Genomic DNA, 18,227 nt, shown 5'->3' with positions numbered 1-18,227 from the left:
GTTGATTGCGCAAAGACGCGTTTCGTCAGGAGCCGGAGTTCACGCCGAGCGCGTCGAGGATCTGTCGCCCCGCCTCACCCGTCGCCGCGAGATAGCTGTCATAGACCGGCTGGGACACGGCCTGCCACTTGGCAAGCTCCTCGTCGGTCAACTCGACGATGGTCATGCCGTTCTCTTCCGCGGCAGCGTAGGCTTCGGCTTCGATCGCGGCCATACGGTCACGCACATCATCCTGTGCCACCTGTGCGGCCGCGTTGATGTGGCCCTGGGTCTCGGCATCCAGTCCGTTCCACCAGTCGCTGTTGACCACCACCACGAACTCGATATTGGCGTGGTTGGTCTTGGTGATGGTGTCCATCACCTCCCACAGCTTGCGGGATTTCACGCCCGATACACCGGTCATGCCCACATCGACCGTGCCGCGCTGATAGGCCAGGTATTGCTCGGAACCCGAGATCAGCGTCGGCGCGCCGCCCGCGGCGGTCACGAAATCGCCCAGCGTCTTGCCGAAGACCCGCGCCTTCTTGCCCTGCATGTCCTCGGGGGTGCGGATCGGCTCATCCTGGCTGAGCAGGATTGCGCCGCCATAGGCCTGCCAATAGAGAACCTCGCCGCCGGTCTTGGCGATCTCCGTCTCTAGGATCTCGCGCACGGGCGATCCTTCGGCCACCGCCGCGCGCACTTTCTCTTCGGTGTTGAACAGGAAGGGCATGTAGAACACGTCCACCACCGGCGCGTCGCCCACATACTGCGTCAGCGATGCCACCCCGGCCTCGATCGCGCCGGAGCCGACGGCCGCGGGCACTTCCTTGTCGCGGTAAAGGGTTGCGCTGTCATAGATTTCCACGTCGATCGCACCACCTGTGCGCTCTTCGACCTCCTTCTCGAAAAGCTGCAGGTTCTCGCCCAGATGGCTGGTCAGCGGCAATTGCAGCGAAATCCGCATCTTCTCGGTGGCAAGGGCCGCGCTGCCGATGACGGACGCGCAGGCCGCAAGTATCAGAGTGTCTCTGATCATGGTCTTCCTCCCAGTGGTCTTTTTTTGACTGACGCGACTCTACGGTGCTGCGACGAATTGGCAAGCGCTCCCGTGCGGCGCGCTCAAACCCAGAGCGCGGCAAAGCACAGGCCAAGCCCGCCTGCGCAGACCGCGACACGCAAGGGCCACGGCTCGCGCCCGATCAGCCCGCGCGACACCCCGCCCAGCCCCGCGCCGACCACCAGCAGGGCCAGCAGGGCCGCGCCAGGCTCGGCCGACAGCCGGATCAGCGCGTCATTGGCGATCATCGCCAGCGGGATCACATAAAGCCCGACGCCCAGCGCCATGGCCGTGAGCGCCACGCGCAGCCAGTTCTCCTGCACCATGCCGGAGGCGATGAAGACCGCGCCGCAAACAGGCGGCGTGATGGTCGACAGCAGTGCGAACCAGAACACGAAGAGATGCGCCTGCAACGGCTCCAACCCCAGCTCGATCAGCGCCGGACCCGCCACCGAGACGCAGATCACGTAAGCCGCGGTCGTCGGCACCTCCATCCCCAGCAACAGACACGCGAGCGCGGTCAGCAGCAGCGCAGGCCAGAGCGCACCGCCCGACCCCGACAGGATCACCGAGGTGATCTTCACCCCCAGCCCGGTGATGCCCAGCACCCCGATGATGATCGAGGCGCAGATGATGATCGCCGCGATCATCGACACCTGCTTGCCCGCGTTGAGCAAGGCTTCGGCCAGCCGCGCGAAACCCTGCCCCGGATTCGGCCGCAGGGAGATGTCGACAAAAAGCAGCGCAAGCCCGGTGAAGATCGCCAGCGCAGCGGCGTATTGCGGCGTGTAGCCCAGGGCGAACATCGCGATCAGCAGGGTGGAGAACGGCACCAGGAAAAAGCCGGAGGTGATCAGAACCTGCCTGCGCGCGGGCCGATCCTCCACCGGGATGGGCCTGAGGTCATAGCGCGACGCGAAGGCGTTCAGCCCCTGCCAGACCGTCGCGAAATAAAGGATCGCGGGCAGCAGGGCCGCCAGCATGATCTCGGAATAGGGGACGCCGGTCAGCTCCACCATCACGAAGGCCCCCGCCCCCATGAGCGGCGGCATGATCTGCCCGCCCGACGATGCCACCGCCTCGGTCGCCGCCGCCAGCCGCCGCGGATAGCCGAGCTTGGTCATCGCCGGCAGGGTGATCGCCCCGGTGGAGGCGACATTGGCCGAGGCCGAGCCCGAGATCGATCCGAAGAGCGCCGAGGACAGGACCGACACCTTGGCCGCCCCGCCCTTCAGCCGCCCCGCGGCGGCCGCGGCCACGTTCATGAACCCCTGCCCCGCCTCGCCCGCGTTCAGCACCGCGCCGAAGATCACGAACACCGCCACCACGCCCACGGACACCCCCGTCAGACTGCCCCAGAGCCCGCCCTCGGCCACCACAAGCGTGCCGAGAAAACTGCGCAGGGGCGTGCCCGCATGGCCGAACTCGCCGGGGATGTGCTGCCCGTAAAGCCCGTAGAGCAGCGCCAGAAGCGCCACCAGCGGCAGGGGCCAGCCAATGGCCCGACGCGCGCCCTCCATGGCGACCAGAAGCAATGTGATGGCCAGCGCAACCTGGAACCCGCTTTCGAGAAAGCCGTACTGGTTGCGCAACATCTGGTGGTTGAGCGCGATCCAGAGGCACCCGGCAATGCCGAGGCCGGTGAGAATAGCCCCCGAGATCCGCGCCACCGGGGTGGCGGCGGCGAACAGAAACACCCAAGGCAGGATCAGCGCCATGTGCAAGGGCCGCGCCACCAGGTTGGGAACCAGCCCGTAGAAGATCAGCCCCAGATGAAACGCCACCGTCAGCGCCCCGAGGGCGATCCACACCTGCCTGCGCGGGACCGCCCGGTCCTCGACCGCCTCCACCGGGGCGCGCGCTTACATATGCGCGTCGCTGAGGGTCGCGCCCACTTCCTTGTAATAGCGCAGGGCCCCCGGGTGGATCTGCGTGGTGATGTTGGACAGCATGTCCACCGACACCCCGTCCCACCACTTGGCATCGCCCGCCATGTCGGCCTTGGTCTCCCAATAGGTCTTGGTGAGCTGATAGGCGGTCTCTTCGTCCATCTTCGTGGTCGTGTAGGCCACCACCGGAAGCGACGTGGTGTCGATGTCGGCCTCCTGCCCGGCATAGGTGCCCGCCGGGATGGTAAGGGCGGTGCGCCCGGTCTCCGCGATCTGCTCGGGGCTGAGCGACAGCACCGTCACCCCCGTGGAGGCCGCCGCCTCGATCACGTTTGGCGCCGGATAGGAGCCCGCGGTCACGAACCCGTCGATCTGGCCGTTTTTCAGCGCGTTGACCGCGTTGGACAGCTCGCTATCGGCAATGGTGACCTTGCCCTCCAGCCCGAAGAGGCCGAGGTATTTTTCGCCCTCGCGCGCCCCGAACGAGCCGCTGCCGAGCAGGATGGTCTTGCCCTCCATCTCGGCGAAGCTGGTGACACCACTGGCCTCGGACATCACGAAATGCATGGTCAGGGACGGGATCGGAAACAATGCGCGGATCTCGTCGAAGGCCGGGCTCCCTTTGCCCTCGAACATGGCGGCCCCCCGCTGGGCCAGACCGATCAGTGCGGGAGGGGTGGTGAACACGTAGTCGCCGCCGCGCGCGCGCACCTCCATCACGTTCTGCACCGAGCCCTGGCTTTCCTCGACCGTGACCGAGATCGCGCCATCGGTGCCCGCCTTCATCGCCTCGGAGATCTGCACCGCCATCTGGTAATAGGACGAGCCCGCCTTGGCGGATTTATAGGTGATCCGGGTCTCGGCCCCGGCGGCGGTGCCCATGGCGCAGGCTGCAACGGCAGCCGCGACCACGAAGGGTTTCAGAAACGTCATGACAGTCCTCCCAAACTGGTTCGCGGCGAGCCTACGCACCCGCGCGCGGAGCGCAAGCCGAAGAATCCCGGCGCCCTGCTCCGTGCCTTGATCCCTGCCCTGCATCGCCGCGACAGGCGCCGTTACTCCCGTGCCTTTTTTGTCATGTCCAGTGCGATCAGCGAAGGGATGATACCATCCATCATCTGCTCCGGCGCCATGGGCCCGTATTCATTCGCGCCCACCTTGAAGGTCACCCCCACCCGGTCCCCCGGCACATCGCGCATGGTGATCGCGAAATCGTCGGTATAGATGATCAACCTGTCGGCAATCAGCGCCCGCAACTCCGCCTTGCGCGCCTCCGGCACCTGGTCCCGCCCCCAATCGACCGTGACCCGGATCGCCAACGCCTCTGCATCGCCTTCGAATTCGACAAGCTGTTCCTTTGTCAGCCCGAGCGGACGCAAGGTCGGGTTCTGGGTCACGAAATACAGCAGGAAAGCCCCGATCGCGGGCAGCGCCGCACACAGGATGATCACGCTGAGCAGAATGTAGCGGCGACTGGAATCCATGTAGGACGCTTTCAAAAACCCTTTGCCGCGAAGGTTCCATATTCGGTTTTACAATTCGTGAAGCGCCGTGTTCAAACCCCTAGGGAAATGGAAAGGAGCCTTCGCCATGAGCAAGAGCCTCAAACGGGTGGTCGCGGCCTTGCAGGCCGCCGGGCTGGACGGCGCGGTGCTGGAGATGGGGACCGAGACCCGCACCGCGCAACAGGCGGCCGACGCGGCAGGCTGCGCCCTGGACCAGATTGCCAAATCGATCATCTTCCGCGACGAGGACAGCGGGGCGGCGGTGCTCTTTCTGACCGCTGGCGGCAACCAGGTCGATGCGGCCAAGGCCAGTGCCGTGGCGGGCGCGCCCCTGGGCAAGGCGGATGCCACCCTGATCCGGGCCCAGACCGGGTTCGCCATCGGCGGCGTGTCGCCCGTGGGCCATCTGACCCCGATCCGCGCCTGGTGCGACCCACGGCTCATGGTGTTCGACACGGTCTATGGCGCGGCGGGCACCCCGCGCCATATCTTCCCCATCGCGCCGCCGGAATTGCTGCGGCTGTCGGGGGCGGTTCTGGCGGATTTCACCGGATAACAACGCCAAACCTCCGGATTCCGCCGAAGTAAATAATTTTAACATTGCCTCTTGTCACCGGCCCGGCCCGCGCCCATCTGCTGTGATGTGAAGCGAATTCACATTAACGCACACCAAGATTGGAGCACCCACATGAGCACCGTTGCAACCTGGCCTTCTCAAGCAGAGATGTGGCTCGACCGCAAAGGGAAGCCCGCATGGATCGTCGCAATGGTCCTCGGCTTCATCTTCTTCTGGCCCATCGGCCTCGCCCTTCTCGCCTACATGATCTGGGGAAAGAAAATGTTCAAATCGCAAAGCGCCTGCAAATCCTACAGCCTGACCCATGGCTTCAAATCCTCGGGCAACACCGCGTTCGACGCCTACAAGGCCGACACCCTGCGCCGCCTGCAGGACGAACAGGAAGCCTTCGAAGCCTTCCTCGACCGGCTCCGGGCGGCCAAGGACAAGTCCGAGTTCGACCAGTTCATGGAAGACCGCGCGCGCATGGCCCAGGACACCCCGAAACCCGACACCGACGGGCCCGCCCCCGCCGGCGCCTGATCCCCTTGCCCTGCCCGGCTTGTCCGGGCGGGGCAGCCTGCCCGGCTTGTCCGGGCGGGGCAGCCTGCCTATCTGAACCCCATAGCCGAAAAAGGTCCCGCCCGCGATGTCCACAGCCCTGCCCGATCCCTACGCCAATGCCGAGATGTATGCGGATGTGCCCACCAAGCGCCTGATCGCCTGGTGTGTGGATTTCCTGGCGATCGCGGCGATGACGGTGGTGCTGGTGCCGATCACCCTGTTCACGGCACTGTTCTACCTGCCGTTCCTGGCGCTGATGGTCAGCTTTCTCTACCGCTGGACGACCCTGACCATGGGCGGCGCGACCTGGGGGATGCGCTTTGCCAGCATCGAGATCCGCGATGCCCGGGGCGCCCGCCCCGACATGCTGACCGCGCTGCTGCATACCTTGGGCTATCACGTCTCGGTGGCGATCTTCCCGCTGCAACTCGTCTCCATCGCGCTGATGCTGATGAGCGAGCGGAAACAGGGACTAACCGACCATATCCTCGGGACTGTTGCCCTGAACCGGCGCAGCCGGCTCTGAAACGAACTGATGACTTGGCGGGCGGCAAATCCCTTGCTACCGTCCGCTTAAGTCTTGAATTCGGAAACCCATGCGTCACACCCTTCCTCTCGCGCCACAATTCTATGTGACGGCGCCGCAGCCATGCCCGTATATCGACGGGCGCATGGAGCGGAAGCTGTTCACCGCCCTGCAAGGGGAGTTCGCCGAGACCCTGAACGATTCCCTGTCCAAGCAGGGGTTCCGGCGCTCCCAGAACGTGCTCTACCGGCCCAGCTGCGCCGATTGCACCGCCTGCCTGTCGGCGCGGATCGACGTCTCGGCCTTCACTCCGTCCCGCTCCCAGCGGCGCACGCTGAAGCGCAACGCTGTGATGGAGCGAGAGGCGACCTCGCCCTGGGCGACCGAGGATCAGTACAGCCTGTTCCGCAAATACCTGGACGCGCGGCATGCCGAAGGCGGCATGGCGGACATGGACATCTTCGAGTTCGCCGCGATGATCGAGGAAACGCCCGTGCGCTCCCGCGTGGTGGAATACCGCCAGAGCGCCGAGGCCGCGCCCAACCGCAAGCGCGCGCCGCGCAACCTCGCCGGGGTATGCCTGACCGACGTGCTCGATGACGGGCTGTCCATGGTGTATTCGTTCTACGACCCGGACCTCGTGCGCCAGTCCCTCGGCACCTTCATGGTCCTCGACCACGTGGAGATCGCTCGCGAGGCGGGCCTGCCCTATGTCTATCTCGGCTACTGGGTGCCCGGCAGTCCCAAGATGGGCTACAAGGCCAGTTTCTCGGGGCTGGAGATCTACAAGAATGGCGAATGGCAGCCCATCGGCGACCCCGAAAGCCATAGCCGCGATACCCACCCGCTGAACGTGGACCCGATCGCCGAGCAGGTCGCCAAGATCAACCTGCCCGACACCCTGCCGACGGACCGCAGGAAAGGCTGACACCCAAACGGGCGCGCGGTATCTCTACCCCGCCCCGGTGGCGCCGATCCCAACCGTTCGAGGAACGCAGCAGCCCGGCGATCCAGGCAGCCGACCCGACCCGTCAGAGGTAATTGGCCCGGCTCAGACCGTATTTCGCCATCTTCTCGTTGAGGGTCCGGCGGGGCAGGCACAGCTCTTCCATCACCGCCGCGATTGACCCTTTGTGGCGGCGCATCGTGTTGTCGATCAGCATCCGCTCGAACGCCTCGACATATTCCTTCAGCGGCTTGCCCTCGGTGGTGATCGCAGGCCCCATCTCCGCATTGTCCGCCATCAGCAGCGAGGTGATCGACCCGGACCCGCGCCGGTTCTGCAGCACCGCGCGCTCGGCCACGTTGATCAGCTGCCGCACATTCCCCGGCCAGGGTGCCTGCAACAGTTGCGCGGCCTCCTGCGCGGCCACTTGCGGCGCGTCGCAGCCGTATTCTTCGCAGAACATGTCCGCGTAATGCGAGAACAGCGTCAGGATATCCTCCCCGCGCTGGCGCAGGGGCGGCAGGGTGATCCGCATGGCCGCAAGCCTGTAGAACAGGTCCGGACGTAGGCGATCCTCGATCGTCTTGCCATCCTCGGCCAGGTTGCAGATCGCGATGATCCGGGTCTCGATGCCCGCACTGGTGTCGTTGAGCTGACCGAGCAGCCGCGCCTGCACCTCCGAAGGCATCGCCTCGATATCCTCGAGGCACAGGGTGCCGCTGCGGGCCTGCTCCACCAGCGGCAGGGGCATCCCCTCCTCCGCCGGGCCGAAAAGCCGCTTCTCCAGATCGTCCACCGCGGCACAGCTCTGCACCACGAAGGGCTTGCCCGCCCGCGGCCCCACCGCGTGCAGCGCATGGGCCACCAGCGTCTTGCCCGTGCCCGTCTCTCCGTCGATCAGCACATGCCCGTCCGCCTGCCCGAGATCGAGGATATCCTCGCGCAGCCGCGCCATGGCCGGCGAGGCTCCGATCAGCTTGCGCATCAGCACCGTGCCATCGCCCAGTTCTCGCCGCAGGGCGCGGTTCTCCAGGGTCAGGCGCCGGGTATCGCTGGCGCGTTTCGCCAGCGCACTCATCCGGTCGGGATTGAACGGCTTTTCCAGGAAATCGAACGCCCCGAGGCGCATCGCCTCCACCGCCATGGGCACATCGCCATGGCCGGTGATCATGATCACCGGCAGGGCGCTGTCCATGCTCATCAACCGCTTGAGCAGCGCCATGCCATCCATGCCCGGCATCTTGATGTCCGACAACACGATCCCGGGATACCCGGCCTCGATCCCCTTGAGGGCCTCCTCGGCGCTGGCATAGGTTTCGGTGTCATAGCCGGACAGCGCAAGCCACTGGCTGATCGATTGGCGCATGTCCTGTTCGTCATCGACGATGGCGATTTTCATGGCCTTGGGCATCTGGTGTCTCCTCGACTGTCTTGGCGGCTATTCTGCGGCTTGGCTGTCCGCCGTCCAGAGGGGTAATCGCATCTCGAACACCGCCCCGCGCGAGGTCCGGTTGCGCGCCATCAACCGCCCCCCGTGGTCCGACACGATCCCCGAGGAAATGGCAAGGCCCAGCCCGACCCCGTCGCCCGGCCGCTTGGTGGTGTAGAACGGCTCGAAGATCTGCTCGAAATCCGTGATGCCCGGACCGTTGTCGCGCACCGACAGCCGCGCGGTCTCGCCCGTGGTCAGGTCGATCTCGACCACCGGGTTGGGCGTGCCGGCCGTGGCATCCATCGCATTGCGCAGCAGGTTGACGATCACCTGTTCCAGCCGGATCCGGTCCCCCATCACCAGAACCGGCTGTTTGGGCATATTTCTTTCAATCTTTACAAACTCTTGCTTGATCTGCGGCTCCATGATCGCCAGCGCCGCCGAGAGCGCCTCGCGCAGATCCACGATCTGGAACGCATCCTCGCCCTTGCGCGCAAAGGACTTCAGCTGCCGCGTGATCTTGCCCATCCGGTCGATCAGATCGTCGATCCGGGCGAAAGAGCTCAGCGACTCGTCCGGCCGCTTGCGCTGCAACAACAGCCGCGCGCCCGCCAGATAGGTCTTCATCGCCGCCAGCGGCTGGTTCAACTCGTGGCTGACCGCGGCCGACATCTCCCCCAGCGCGGCGAGCTTTTGGCTCTGCGCGAGGGTCTGTTCGGCCTGCTCCAGGGTCTTCTCCACCCGCTCCCGTTCGGCGATTTCCTGCTGCAGCCGCTCGTTCAGAAGGCGAAGTTCTGCCGACTCCCGCTGGAAGATCGCCGAGGTCGACACCGCCCGGCGACTCAGCAGGTAAAAGCCGAGCGCGATCAGGATGGCGAAGGTCATGATCTCCAGCGCGAGAACCGCGTTCACCCGCTCCCGCACCGAGGAATAGGTGACGAAGGAATAGAGCCGCCAGCCCCGGAACGGCACGAGCATCTCCAGCTCCAGCACCGCCTCGCCCAACAGGTACGTCTCCGGCGCGCGCCCGGTCCATTCGCCCGTGGCCTGGATCGCGCGCGAGATCGCCGTGGGCGCCGATTGCGCATCCAGCGCCTCGGTCAGCGTGCGGCTCCGCCAGCGCGGCTCGGTCGCCAGGATCACCTTGCCCGCGCTGTCGGTGACCATGATCGCATCCGACCCGCCGGACCAGCGCGTCTCCAGCTTGCGCAGATCGACCTCCACCACCATCACGCCGAGCACGCGCTGATCGAACTCGATCAGGCGCGAGAAGGCGAAATCCAGCCGCCCGGACTCGGTCTCGGTAATCGTGAACACCGTCCCGTTGGCGCGCAGGGCTTCGACGAAATAGGGTGCGTTGCGATGCTGGGTGCCCAGTTTCGTGCGATCAGTGGCCGCCACCGTGCGCCCGGACTCGTTCAGAAGCTGCATCGAGGCCGCGCCGATCTCCTCGCGCAGCGAGATCAGGCGCTGCGACGTGGCGAGATGGTCATCATTGCTCAGGGCGCTGATGATGACCGGGTCCCGCGACAACAGCAGCGGCACCACCGAATTGCGCTGCAACTCCGACACGATAGCATTGGAATAGAGCGACAGGCGCAGCTCGGCCCGGTTGCGCGTCGTCTCGGTGAAGCGGTCGGTCAGCCAGATGTTCGTGACCCAGACCACCGCGACCGCGACCAGCGCCAAGACCACGGCAACGCTGCGCGCCACCATATTGGCACGGGACAAGGCACTCGAAGGATCGACGCGCGGCTCCGCCATGGTTCAGGAATACGCCGGTTGCCCTGCGCTCACAAGCGCAGGCAGGCATCGGCGGGCGGCGCGCCGCCGATGCTCAAGCCGGCGCCAGCGCGTCCAGCAGACCCGAGAACAGCCGCGCTCCGTCGGTCCCGCCATGGAGCGGCTCGAAGGCGCGCTCCGGATGGGGCATCATGCCCAGAACGCGGCGGTTTTCAGACACGATCCCCGCGATGTCGCGGTCCGACCCGTTGGGATTGTCCACATAGCGAAACGCGACACGTCCCTCGCCCTCCAGCCGGTCGAGCGTGTCGGCATCGGCGCGGTAATTCCCGTCATGGTGGGCGATGGGTACGGTGATCTCTTCGCCGACCTCATAGGCGGCGGTGAAGTGTGTCTGCGTGGTCTCGACCCGCAAGGTGACGGGGCGGCAGATATACTTCAACGACGCGTTGCGCATCAGCACCCCGGGCAGCATCCCGGTCTCGCACAGCACTTGGAACCCGTTGCAGATGCCCAGAACCGGCCCGCCGGTCTCGGCGAAGCCCTTGACCGCGCGCGCGATGGGCGACTGGGCCGCAATCGCCCCGCAACGCAGGTAATCGCCGAAGGAAAACCCCCCCGGCACGCCGACAATGTCGATGCCCGAGGGCAGCGCGGTGTCCTTGTGCCAGACCATGACCGGATCGACCCCGGTGGTCTTGCGGAAGGCCTCGGCCAGGTCCCGGTCGCAATTCGATCCGGGAAAGACGATGATTGCGGCTTTCATGGCGGCGCTCCCTCAGCTCTGGAAATCGGTGATCACGGCCACCCCGGGCGGGGTCGGACCGTTGAAGGCGCGCAGTTCGGCCGAGGTGCCCGACAGCCCGATCTCGCGGGCGATGAGCGGCGACATGTCCACCCGCCCGGTCTCGATCAGGCTCAGCAGCGACGGGTAGCGCCACGACGGCATCCCCCGCGTGCCGTAAACCGCCAGGTTGCCCTGATAGATCGCGGACATGTTGATCTCCATCCGCGCGGTGTGGCCCGTGGGCAGGCCCACCTGCACATGCCGTCCCAGGGGCCGCAGACATTCGAGCGAAGCATTCACCGTCTCGGGAATGCCCAGCGCCTCGATCGCCACATGGGCACCGCCGCCAGTGATCTGCTTGATGCGCGCGGCCACGTCGCCCTCGCGGGCGTTCAGCGTCACTTCGGCGCCATGCTGTGCGGCATGGGTCAGCTTCTCGTCGACCACATCCACCGCGATCACCCGCGCGCCCAGCGCATTGGCCAGGATCACCGAGGACAGGCCGATCCCGCCCGTGCCATGCACTGCGACCCATTCCGCGCCCTGCACCGCCGCCCGCCCGGTCAGGGCATGCCACGCGGTCGTCACCCGGCATCCCAGCCCCGCCGCCACCGTGGGCGACAGGCTGTCGGGCAGCCGCGACAGGTTGTGATCGAAGGGCACCGCCACGTATTCGGCAAAGGCACCCGGCTCGACAAAGCCCGGCAGGCGCTGGTTGGGGCAGGTATTCTGGGCCCCCGCCTGGCAGGACGGGCAGGACCCGCAGGCCAGGATGAAAGGCGCCACCACCCGGTCGCCCGGCTTGAAGGCCGCCCGCGGCCCGGCCTCGATCACCTCGCCGCAATACTCGTGCCCGCCGATCTGGCCGGGCTTGACCCGCGGATGCTCCCCGACCCAGCCGTGCCAGTCGGACCGGCACACGCCGCAGGCCAGCACCTTGAGAACGACACCGTCTTCGGGGCAGACCGGCTCGGGCACATCCTCGAGGACCAGATCCTCGTTATAGGCCCGCAGAACCGCCGCCCGCATCAGCCGAGCTCCACGCGGTAGCTCTCGATCACCGTGTTGGCGAGCAGCTTCTCGCACATCTCGGTGACCGTCGCCTCCGACGTGCCCTCGGCCAGGTCCAGCTCGATCACCTTGCCCTGGCGCACCCCTTCGACCCCGTCGAAACCGAGCGTGCCAAGCGCATGGCGCACCGCCTCGCCTTGCGGGTCCAGAACACCGTCCTTGAGCATGACATAAACGCGGGCTTTCATGGGCGGCACTCCGATCCGGGCAGGGTTTTGCGGATGCTTTAGCGCGCCGGATGGCCGGGTTCAACCATCACGGCGGCATGGTGCAGGCGCATTCGCGCCCGCCGCAGGCGCAGCCGCCGGGGCGCGCCGCCCACGCTCAGTTGATCAGGGTGGGCTTGGTCATCGGGGTGGCGTTCTTGGGCAGAACGCCGAGCCGCTGGGCCACCTCGGTATAGGCATCGGCCAGGTTGCCGAGATCGCGCCGGAACACGTCCTTGTCGAGCTTCTCGCCCGTCTTGATGTCCCACAAGCGGCAGCTGTCGGGGCTGATCTCGTCGGCCACGATCAGGCGCTGGTAGTCGCCCTCGAACACCCGGCCGACCTCGATCTTGAAATCCACCAGCTTGATGCCGACGCTCAGCATCACGCCGGACATGAAATCGTTCACCCGCAGCGCAAGCGCCACCATGTCGTCGAGATCCTGCTGGCTGGCCCATTGAAACGCGATGATATGCTCTTCGCTGACGATGGGGTCGCCCAGATCGTCGTCCTTGTAATAGAACTCCACGATCGGCCGCGGCAGGGCGGTGCCCTCGGGGATGCCCAGTCGCTTCGAGATCGACCCGGCGGCCGTGTTGCGCACCACGATCTCGATCGGAATGATCTCCACCGCGCGGACAAGCTGCTCGCGCATGTTCAGCCGCTTGATGAAATGAGTCGGTACGCCGATCCCGTTCAGCCCGGTCATGAAGAACTCGCTGAGCCGGTTGTTCAGAACGCCCTTGCCATCGATCGTCGCCCGTTTCTCGGCATTGAAGGCGGTGGCGTCATCCTTGAAATACTGCACGATGGTCCCGGGCTCGGGGCCTTCATACAGGATCTTGGCCTTGCCTTCGTAGATCTTCTTGCGGCGTGCCATGGGATGTCTCCGGTTGGGAACGGGGCCGGGCCAGTCCGTCGGCGGCACGGTGCGCCCGCTATAGGGCAAGGCATGCGATGCTGCAAGTCGCCGCAAGGAAACGCAGGCCCCTTGCAGCCCCCGGGCCAGCGGCGCATATCTGAGGTGAGTATCATCCGGCGCCAGAGGACCAGACATGACCACTTTCGACGATCGCGAAAATGCCTTCGAGGCGAAATATGCCCATGACGCGGAAATGCAGTTCAAGGCCGACGCCCGCCGCAACAAGCTGCTGGGGCTGTGGGCGGCGGAGCTGATGGGCAAGACTGGCGAGGATGCCGCCGCCTATGCCCGCGAAGTGATCAAGTCCGATTTCGAGGAAGCCGGGCACGAGGACGTGTTCCGCAAGGTGTCCGGCGACCTGGGCAACCTGGCCGACGAGGCGACGATCCGCGCCAAGATGGCCGAGCTGCTGATCGAGGCCAAGGCCCAGGTGATGAAAGAGGCCTGAGCGCCCCCGCACCCGCACGGCGCCCCCTGCTGCACGACGCCGCGCGCGTGCCGGCTATTGGCGCGACATGTGCCGGCGGCCCGGGCCCTGAAAGGCGTGACCGGGGCACCGGAGGCGCCGATCCGCACGCCGCGCGGCGCGCGCGGGCCGCACCCCCGCGGGGCACGCCCCCCCCCGCGATCATGCGCCACTTCGAAGAAGATTATGAGAATTATGAAATTGCCTCATAACCCGCCCCCGTGCGACAGAGGCGCAAATGGCGGCCGCCCCGGCGGCCCCTATCCCGTTTGAAAGGTTTCCCCATGGCGCGTGACCCGCTGACCCCCCTTCTGGCCGAGCGTGGCATCCTGCTGACCGACGGGGCCACGGGCACGACCCTGTTCAACATGGGCCTGTCCTCGGGCGATGCGCCGGAGCTTTGGAACACCGATCACCCGGACCGGATCGCGGCGCTCTACCAGGGCGCGGTCGATGCGGGCAGCGACCTGTTTCTGACCAACAGCTTCGGTGGCAACGCCTCGCGGCTGAAACTCCATGCCGCCCAGGACCGGGTGCGGGAGCTGAACCGCCTGGCCGCCGAGATCGGGCGGGGCGTCGCCGACAAGGCCGACCGCAAGGTGCTGGTGGCCGGCTCCATGGGTCCGACAGGCGAGATCATGGCGCCCATGGGCCCGCTTACCCACGACATCGCGGTCGAGATGTTCCATGAACAAGCCGAGGGACTGAAGGAAGGCGGCGCCGACATCCTCTGGGTGGAGACGATCTCCGCTCCCGAGGAATACGCCGCCGCGGCCGAGGCCGCCGCCCGCGCGGACATGCCCTGGTGCGGCACCATGAGCTTCGACACCGCCGGGCGCACCATGATGGGCACCACCTCCGCCACCATGGCCCGCATGGTCGAGAAACTCGCCCACCCGCCCGTGGCTTTCGGGGCCAATTGCGGCGTCGGGGCCTCGGACCTGCTGCGCACCGTGCTGGGCTTTGCCGCCGCGGGCACCGAACGCCCGATCATCGCCAAGGGCAACGCGGGCATCCCGAAATATGTCGACGGGCATATCCACTACGACGGTACGCCGGACCTGATGGCCCAATACGCCATCCTCGCCCGCGCCTCGGGCGCGTCAGTTATCGGCGGTTGCTGCGGCACCACGTTCGAGCATCTCCGGCACATGCGCGCAGCCCTGGACGCCTCCGCCGCCGACATGCCCCGCCCCTCCCTCGACGAGATCACCGAGGCCCTGGGCGGTTTCTCTTCGGCCGCAGACGGCACCGAGGCCGGGGGCCCCAAGCCCGCCGACCGCCCCCGCCGCAGACGCCGCGCCTCCTGACCGGGCCCTGGCGTCGGTGACGGCGTCGGTCATGTCGCAATCCGCGCAGCCCGCCGCCCGCAACGACGACACTCTCAACCGCAATTTCCGACCTGTCGAGGACATCATGGCAGACGAAGAAGACGATATCATCCTCTCCGAGCTTTCCGATGACGAGCTTGTGCTGCAGATGCATGACGACCTCTATGACGGTCTCAAGGACGAGATCGCCGAGGGCGTCGAGATCCTGCTGGAGCGCGGCTGGGCCCCCTACCGGGTCCTGACCGAAGCGCTCGTCGCGGGCATGACCATCGTCGGCAACGACTTCCGCGACGGCATCCTCTTCGTGCCCGAGGTGCTGCTGGCGGCCAACGCGATGAAGGGCGGCATGGCCATCCTCAAGCCGCTGCTGGTGGAAACCGGCGCGCCGCGCATGGGCAAGATGGTGATCGGCACCGTGAAGGGCGACATCCACGACATCGGCAAGAACCTCGTCGCCATGATGATGGAAGGAGCAGGGTTCGAAGTGGTCGATCTCGGCATCAACAACCCGGTGGAGAACTACCTCGAAGCCGCCCAGCGCGAGCAGGCCGATATCGTCGGCATGTCCGCCCTGCTGACCACGACCATGCCCTACATGAAGGTGGTGATCGACACGATGGTCGAGAAAGGCATCCGCGACGACTACATCGTGCTGGTGGGCGGCGCGCCGTTGAACGAGGAATTCGGCAAGGCGATCGGCGCCGACGCCTATTGCCGCGACGCCGCCGTGGCGGTCGAGACCGCCAAGGACTTCATCCTGCGCAAGCACAACCAGCTGGCGGCCAGCTGAGGCCTTCTTTCTGACCGATTGCCCGCCCATATAAGGGGGAACCGGAACAGGAGACCCCATGCCGCTGGACAGATTCGTATTGATGCTGGTGATCGTCGTGGTCGCCGCGGGGGTGACGGTCTTCGTGGCCAGCACCGTGCTCGGCGCGATGCTCAGCCCGGGCCTCGGGCTCGCGGTGATGATCCCGCTGGGGCTCATCGCCTTCGTGGTCTGGCGGGTGATTTCGGACCGGATCGGCAACCGGGAGGACGACCATTATGATCATCTCGAGAAGTGACATCCTGGTCGTGACCACCGAGGCCGTGCCGGGGCGGGAGATCGACCATGCCCTCGGCATGGTCCGCGGCTCCACCGTGCGGGCCAAGCATATCGGCTCGGACATCGTGGCGGGCTTGCGCAACCTGGTGGGCGGCGAGGTGAAGGAATATGCCAGCCTTCTGGCCGGCGCGCGGGAGCAGGCCTATGACCGCATGGTCGAGCAGGCCTTCGAGATGGGCGCCCACGCCATCGTCGCCTGCCGGATGGAAACCTCCACGATCCAGCAGGCCGCCTCCGAGGTGCTGTTCTACGGCACGGCGGTGCGGCTGAAGTGATCCCCGATGACGGCACCCTGACCGAAGAGGGGCTCGCGCCCACGGGCCAGGGCACAGTGCTGCTCATCGCCTGCGGGGCGCTGGCCCATGAGATCCTGGCGCTGAAACGGCTCAACGGCTGGGACCACCTGAGCCTGACCTGCCTGCCGGCCAATCTGCACCTCTACCCCGACCGAATCCCCGACGCGGTGGAGGCGGCGGTGCGCGCCAACCGGGACCGCTACGCCCGGGTGTTCGTGGTCTATGCCGATTGCGGCACCGGCGGGATGCTGCAGGCGCGCTGCGCCGCCCTGGGGGTAGAGATGGTCGCAGGCCCCCATTGCTACAGCTTCTTTGAGGGCAACGACGCCTTCGCCGCCCGGGCGGAGACGGAGTTCACCGCCTTCTACCTCACCGATTTCCTGGTCCGGCAGTTCGATGCGTTCGTGTGGCGGCCCATGGGGCTCGACCGGCACCCGGAGCTGCGCGATGCCTATTTCGGCAACTACACCAAGCTCGTCTACCAGGCCCAGACCGACGATCCCGCCCTAACCGAAAAGGCCCGCGCCTGCGCCGATCGGCTGGGCCTTGCCTTCGAGCGGCGCTTTACCGGCTATGGTGACCTGGCCCCGGCCCTCGCCCGGGCCTGAGCGGCGCGCGACGGGCCGGACCGGGGCAAGCGGTTTCGAAACCGCTTGGGCGCCGGTCGCACATCCTACGAATCGCCCGGCGTGGTGCGCCCGTGGCGCGGCTGCGATGCGGCCGCAGCACCGGATCTGCCGAGCGCAGCGCCCGCCGCCTGCCAAGCGGTTTCGAAACCGCTTGCCCGCGCCCGGCTCAGGCGACCTGCGCTTCGGCGGCGAGCTTGCGCACCCGTTCGACCATGGCCCGCACCCCGTTGGAGCGTTGCGCCGACAGGTGATCGTGCAGGCCCAGCCGCGCCAGCTCCGCCGGGGCGTCCACCTCCAGCACCTCGCGCACCGCCAGCCCGCCATAGAGCGCATGCAGCACCGCGATCAGCCCGCGCACGATCATCGCATCGCTCTCGCCCTGGAAATCGAACCGCGCCTCCGGCCCCGACCCCTCGATCATCGGCCGCAGCCAGACCTGGCTTGCGCAGCCATCGACCTTGGTCGCCGGCACCCGGAACGCCTCGTCCAGGGGTGGCATCGCCTTGCCCATGTCGATCACATGGCGATAGCGATCCTCCCAATCCTCCAGGAACTCGAACGTATCGGCAATCTCTTCAAAGGCTTCGGTGGCCATGGGCTCCTCGTTTCTCTTTCTGCTCTTCAGGTAGGAGCCCCGCGCCCCGAGGTCCAGCACAAACAAGCCGCCCTGCGCCCCGGCGCCGTCTTTCCAAGCCCGCCACGATCCGTTAGGACACGGAGACATGACGAACGGGAGGGCGCAGGTCGTGCGGTCTGTATTCTTGGCATCCATGGCACTCGCGCTGGCGGGCTGCGACTTTCTCGCGGGCGCGCCCGAGATCGAGCGGCTGGAGCCCGCGCCCGAGATTTTCGTCGTCGACCAGCGCGGCCCGGTCCGCAGCGTGCGCAGCGTGCAGCGCGACCGGCTGCCCGGGGGCGTGGTGATCACCGCGGTCGGGGTGCCGGCGGTCCAGGGCTACTGGGATGCGGAGCTGGTGCCTTTGACCGAGGATCCGGTGAATGGCGAGCTGGCCTTCGAGTTCCGCGTCGCCCCCCCGGCCCTGCCGACCCCGCCGGGCACCGAACGTTCCCGCGAGGTGGTCGTGGCGCGGTTTCTCAGTGACATCCAGTTGCAGGGCGTGAGCCGCGTCGTGGTCACGGCCGAGAGCAATTCCCGCAGCGTCCGGCCCTGACACGCCCGAAAAAACAAACTATTTCAAATACAAACGCCC

At 66.5% G+C, this 18,227-nt stretch carries 22 protein-coding genes; 11 read left to right on the top strand and 11 right to left on the bottom strand.

Features of this window, described 5'->3' with window-relative positions; all coding sequences use genetic code 11:
• Window positions 1–25 precede the first annotated feature (25 nt).
• The 4 genes from DSHI_RS05570 to DSHI_RS05555 all read right to left on the bottom strand — a co-directional run bounded on the left by DSHI_RS05570 (window position 26) and on the right by DSHI_RS05555 (window position 4,412).
• Entirely contained in the window at window positions 26–1,018 is a 993-nt protein-coding gene (locus tag DSHI_RS05570; protein WP_012177762.1) for a TRAP transporter substrate-binding protein, read from the bottom strand.
• Between the two features lie 83 nt (window positions 1,019–1,101).
• Window positions 1,102–2,889, bottom strand: coding sequence for a TRAP transporter permease (locus DSHI_RS05565; RefSeq protein WP_012177761.1), 1,788 nt, complete (start codon window positions 2,887–2,889; stop codon window positions 1,102–1,104).
• A gap of 12 nt (window positions 2,890–2,901) precedes the next feature.
• Window positions 2,902–3,861: a TAXI family TRAP transporter solute-binding subunit gene (locus tag DSHI_RS05560; RefSeq protein ID WP_012177760.1), complete on the bottom strand. Its 960-nt coding sequence runs from the start codon at window positions 3,859–3,861 to the stop codon at window positions 2,902–2,904.
• 122 nt (window positions 3,862–3,983) lie between these two features.
• Window positions 3,984–4,412, bottom strand: a complete 429-nt coding sequence (locus tag DSHI_RS05555) for a hypothetical protein (protein ID WP_012177759.1) — start codon at window positions 4,410–4,412, stop codon at window positions 3,984–3,986.
• Window positions 4,413–4,518: 106 nt separating this feature from the next.
• Between DSHI_RS05555 and DSHI_RS05550 the strand changes: the two genes are divergently transcribed.
• The 4 genes from DSHI_RS05550 (at window position 4,519) to DSHI_RS05535 (ending at window position 7,007) form a co-directional block, all read left to right on the top strand.
• Window positions 4,519–4,989, top strand: a complete 471-nt coding sequence (locus DSHI_RS05550) for a YbaK/EbsC family protein (protein WP_012177758.1) — start codon at window positions 4,519–4,521, stop codon at window positions 4,987–4,989.
• Between the two features lie 132 nt (window positions 4,990–5,121).
• On the top strand, window positions 5,122–5,532 hold the full coding sequence (locus tag DSHI_RS05545) for a DUF2852 domain-containing protein (RefSeq protein WP_012177757.1): 411 nt from the start codon (window positions 5,122–5,124) through the stop codon (window positions 5,530–5,532).
• Window positions 5,533–5,638: 106 nt separating this feature from the next.
• Window positions 5,639–6,079 carry an RDD family protein gene (locus DSHI_RS05540; protein ID WP_012177756.1) on the top strand — a complete coding sequence of 147 codons (441 nt, stop codon included), beginning with the start codon at window positions 5,639–5,641 and terminating at the stop codon, window positions 6,077–6,079.
• A gap of 70 nt (window positions 6,080–6,149) precedes the next feature.
• Window positions 6,150–7,007 carry an arginyltransferase gene (locus DSHI_RS05535; RefSeq protein WP_012177755.1) on the top strand — a complete coding sequence of 286 codons (858 nt, stop codon included), beginning with the start codon at window positions 6,150–6,152 and terminating at the stop codon, window positions 7,005–7,007.
• Window positions 7,008–7,110: 103 nt separating this feature from the next.
• Here DSHI_RS05535 and DSHI_RS05530 read toward each other — a convergent pair whose 3' ends face one another.
• The 6 genes from DSHI_RS05530 to purC form a co-directional block, all read right to left on the bottom strand.
• Window positions 7,111–8,436 (bottom strand): sigma-54-dependent transcriptional regulator, encoded by a 1,326-nt coding sequence (locus DSHI_RS05530; RefSeq protein ID WP_012177754.1) that lies wholly within the window; start codon window positions 8,434–8,436, stop codon window positions 7,111–7,113.
• Window positions 8,437–8,463: 27 nt separating this feature from the next.
• Window positions 8,464–10,173 (bottom strand): sensor histidine kinase, encoded by a 1,710-nt coding sequence (locus DSHI_RS05525; protein ID WP_245533071.1) that lies wholly within the window; start codon window positions 10,171–10,173, stop codon window positions 8,464–8,466.
• Between the two features lie 121 nt (window positions 10,174–10,294).
• Window positions 10,295–10,966: a phosphoribosylformylglycinamidine synthase subunit PurQ gene (gene purQ, locus DSHI_RS05520; RefSeq protein ID WP_012177752.1), complete on the bottom strand. Its 672-nt coding sequence runs from the start codon at window positions 10,964–10,966 to the stop codon at window positions 10,295–10,297.
• Between the two features lie 12 nt (window positions 10,967–10,978).
• Window positions 10,979–12,016 carry a zinc-dependent alcohol dehydrogenase family protein gene (locus DSHI_RS05515; RefSeq protein ID WP_012177751.1) on the bottom strand — a complete coding sequence of 346 codons (1,038 nt, stop codon included), beginning with the start codon at window positions 12,014–12,016 and terminating at the stop codon, window positions 10,979–10,981.
• Complete coding sequence (gene purS, locus DSHI_RS05510; RefSeq protein ID WP_012177750.1) at window positions 12,016–12,246, bottom strand: phosphoribosylformylglycinamidine synthase subunit PurS; 231 nt, start codon at window positions 12,244–12,246, stop codon at window positions 12,016–12,018. Before purS ends, DSHI_RS05515 begins: the two co-directional genes overlap by 1 nt.
• A gap of 136 nt (window positions 12,247–12,382) precedes the next feature.
• The gene (gene purC / locus DSHI_RS05505) at window positions 12,383–13,144 is read right to left on the bottom strand and encodes a phosphoribosylaminoimidazolesuccinocarboxamide synthase (RefSeq protein WP_012177749.1); all 762 of its coding nucleotides are present in this window, start codon (window positions 13,142–13,144) and stop codon (window positions 12,383–12,385) included.
• A gap of 175 nt (window positions 13,145–13,319) precedes the next feature.
• On the opposite strand from purC, the gene DSHI_RS05500 reads away from it, so the two are divergent.
• From DSHI_RS05500 to DSHI_RS05475, 6 genes are all read left to right on the top strand, one after another.
• Window positions 13,320–13,634 (top strand): DUF1476 domain-containing protein, encoded by a 315-nt coding sequence (locus DSHI_RS05500; RefSeq protein ID WP_012177748.1) that lies wholly within the window; start codon window positions 13,320–13,322, stop codon window positions 13,632–13,634.
• Between the two features lie 302 nt (window positions 13,635–13,936).
• On the top strand, window positions 13,937–14,962 hold the full coding sequence (gene bmt, locus DSHI_RS05495) for a betaine--homocysteine S-methyltransferase (protein ID WP_012177747.1): 1,026 nt from the start codon (window positions 13,937–13,939) through the stop codon (window positions 14,960–14,962).
• A gap of 106 nt (window positions 14,963–15,068) precedes the next feature.
• On the top strand, window positions 15,069–15,773 hold the full coding sequence (locus DSHI_RS05490) for a corrinoid protein (RefSeq protein WP_044028438.1): 705 nt from the start codon (window positions 15,069–15,071) through the stop codon (window positions 15,771–15,773).
• Between the two features lie 58 nt (window positions 15,774–15,831).
• Window positions 15,832–16,050, top strand: coding sequence for a hypothetical protein (locus DSHI_RS22135; RefSeq protein ID WP_012177745.1), 219 nt, complete (start codon window positions 15,832–15,834; stop codon window positions 16,048–16,050).
• Window positions 16,031–16,366 carry a YbjQ family protein gene (locus DSHI_RS05480; RefSeq protein ID WP_012177744.1) on the top strand — a complete coding sequence of 112 codons (336 nt, stop codon included), beginning with the start codon at window positions 16,031–16,033 and terminating at the stop codon, window positions 16,364–16,366. Before DSHI_RS22135 ends, DSHI_RS05480 begins: the two co-directional genes overlap by 20 nt.
• On the top strand, window positions 16,363–16,995 hold the full coding sequence (locus DSHI_RS05475; RefSeq protein ID WP_012177743.1) for a DUF1638 domain-containing protein: 633 nt from the start codon (window positions 16,363–16,365) through the stop codon (window positions 16,993–16,995). Before DSHI_RS05480 ends, DSHI_RS05475 begins: the two co-directional genes overlap by 4 nt.
• A 187-nt stretch (window positions 16,996–17,182) precedes the next feature.
• Here DSHI_RS05475 and DSHI_RS05470 read toward each other — a convergent pair whose 3' ends face one another.
• Window positions 17,183–17,611, bottom strand: coding sequence for a SufE family protein (locus DSHI_RS05470; RefSeq protein ID WP_044028434.1), 429 nt, complete (start codon window positions 17,609–17,611; stop codon window positions 17,183–17,185).
• A 127-nt stretch (window positions 17,612–17,738) separates the two neighbouring features.
• On the opposite strand from DSHI_RS05470, the gene DSHI_RS05465 reads away from it, so the two are divergent.
• Window positions 17,739–18,188, top strand: coding sequence for a hypothetical protein (locus DSHI_RS05465; RefSeq protein ID WP_012177741.1), 450 nt, complete (start codon window positions 17,739–17,741; stop codon window positions 18,186–18,188).
• Window positions 18,189–18,227 lie beyond the last annotated feature (39 nt).

It is taken from the genome of Dinoroseobacter shibae DFL 12 = DSM 16493 (assembly GCF_000018145.1).
In the GTDB taxonomy this organism is placed as follows: domain Bacteria; phylum Pseudomonadota; class Alphaproteobacteria; order Rhodobacterales; family Rhodobacteraceae; genus Dinoroseobacter; species Dinoroseobacter shibae.
The sequence above is the reverse complement of the archived record's forward strand: the minus strand, read 5'-3'. Positions and strand labels throughout refer to the sequence as shown.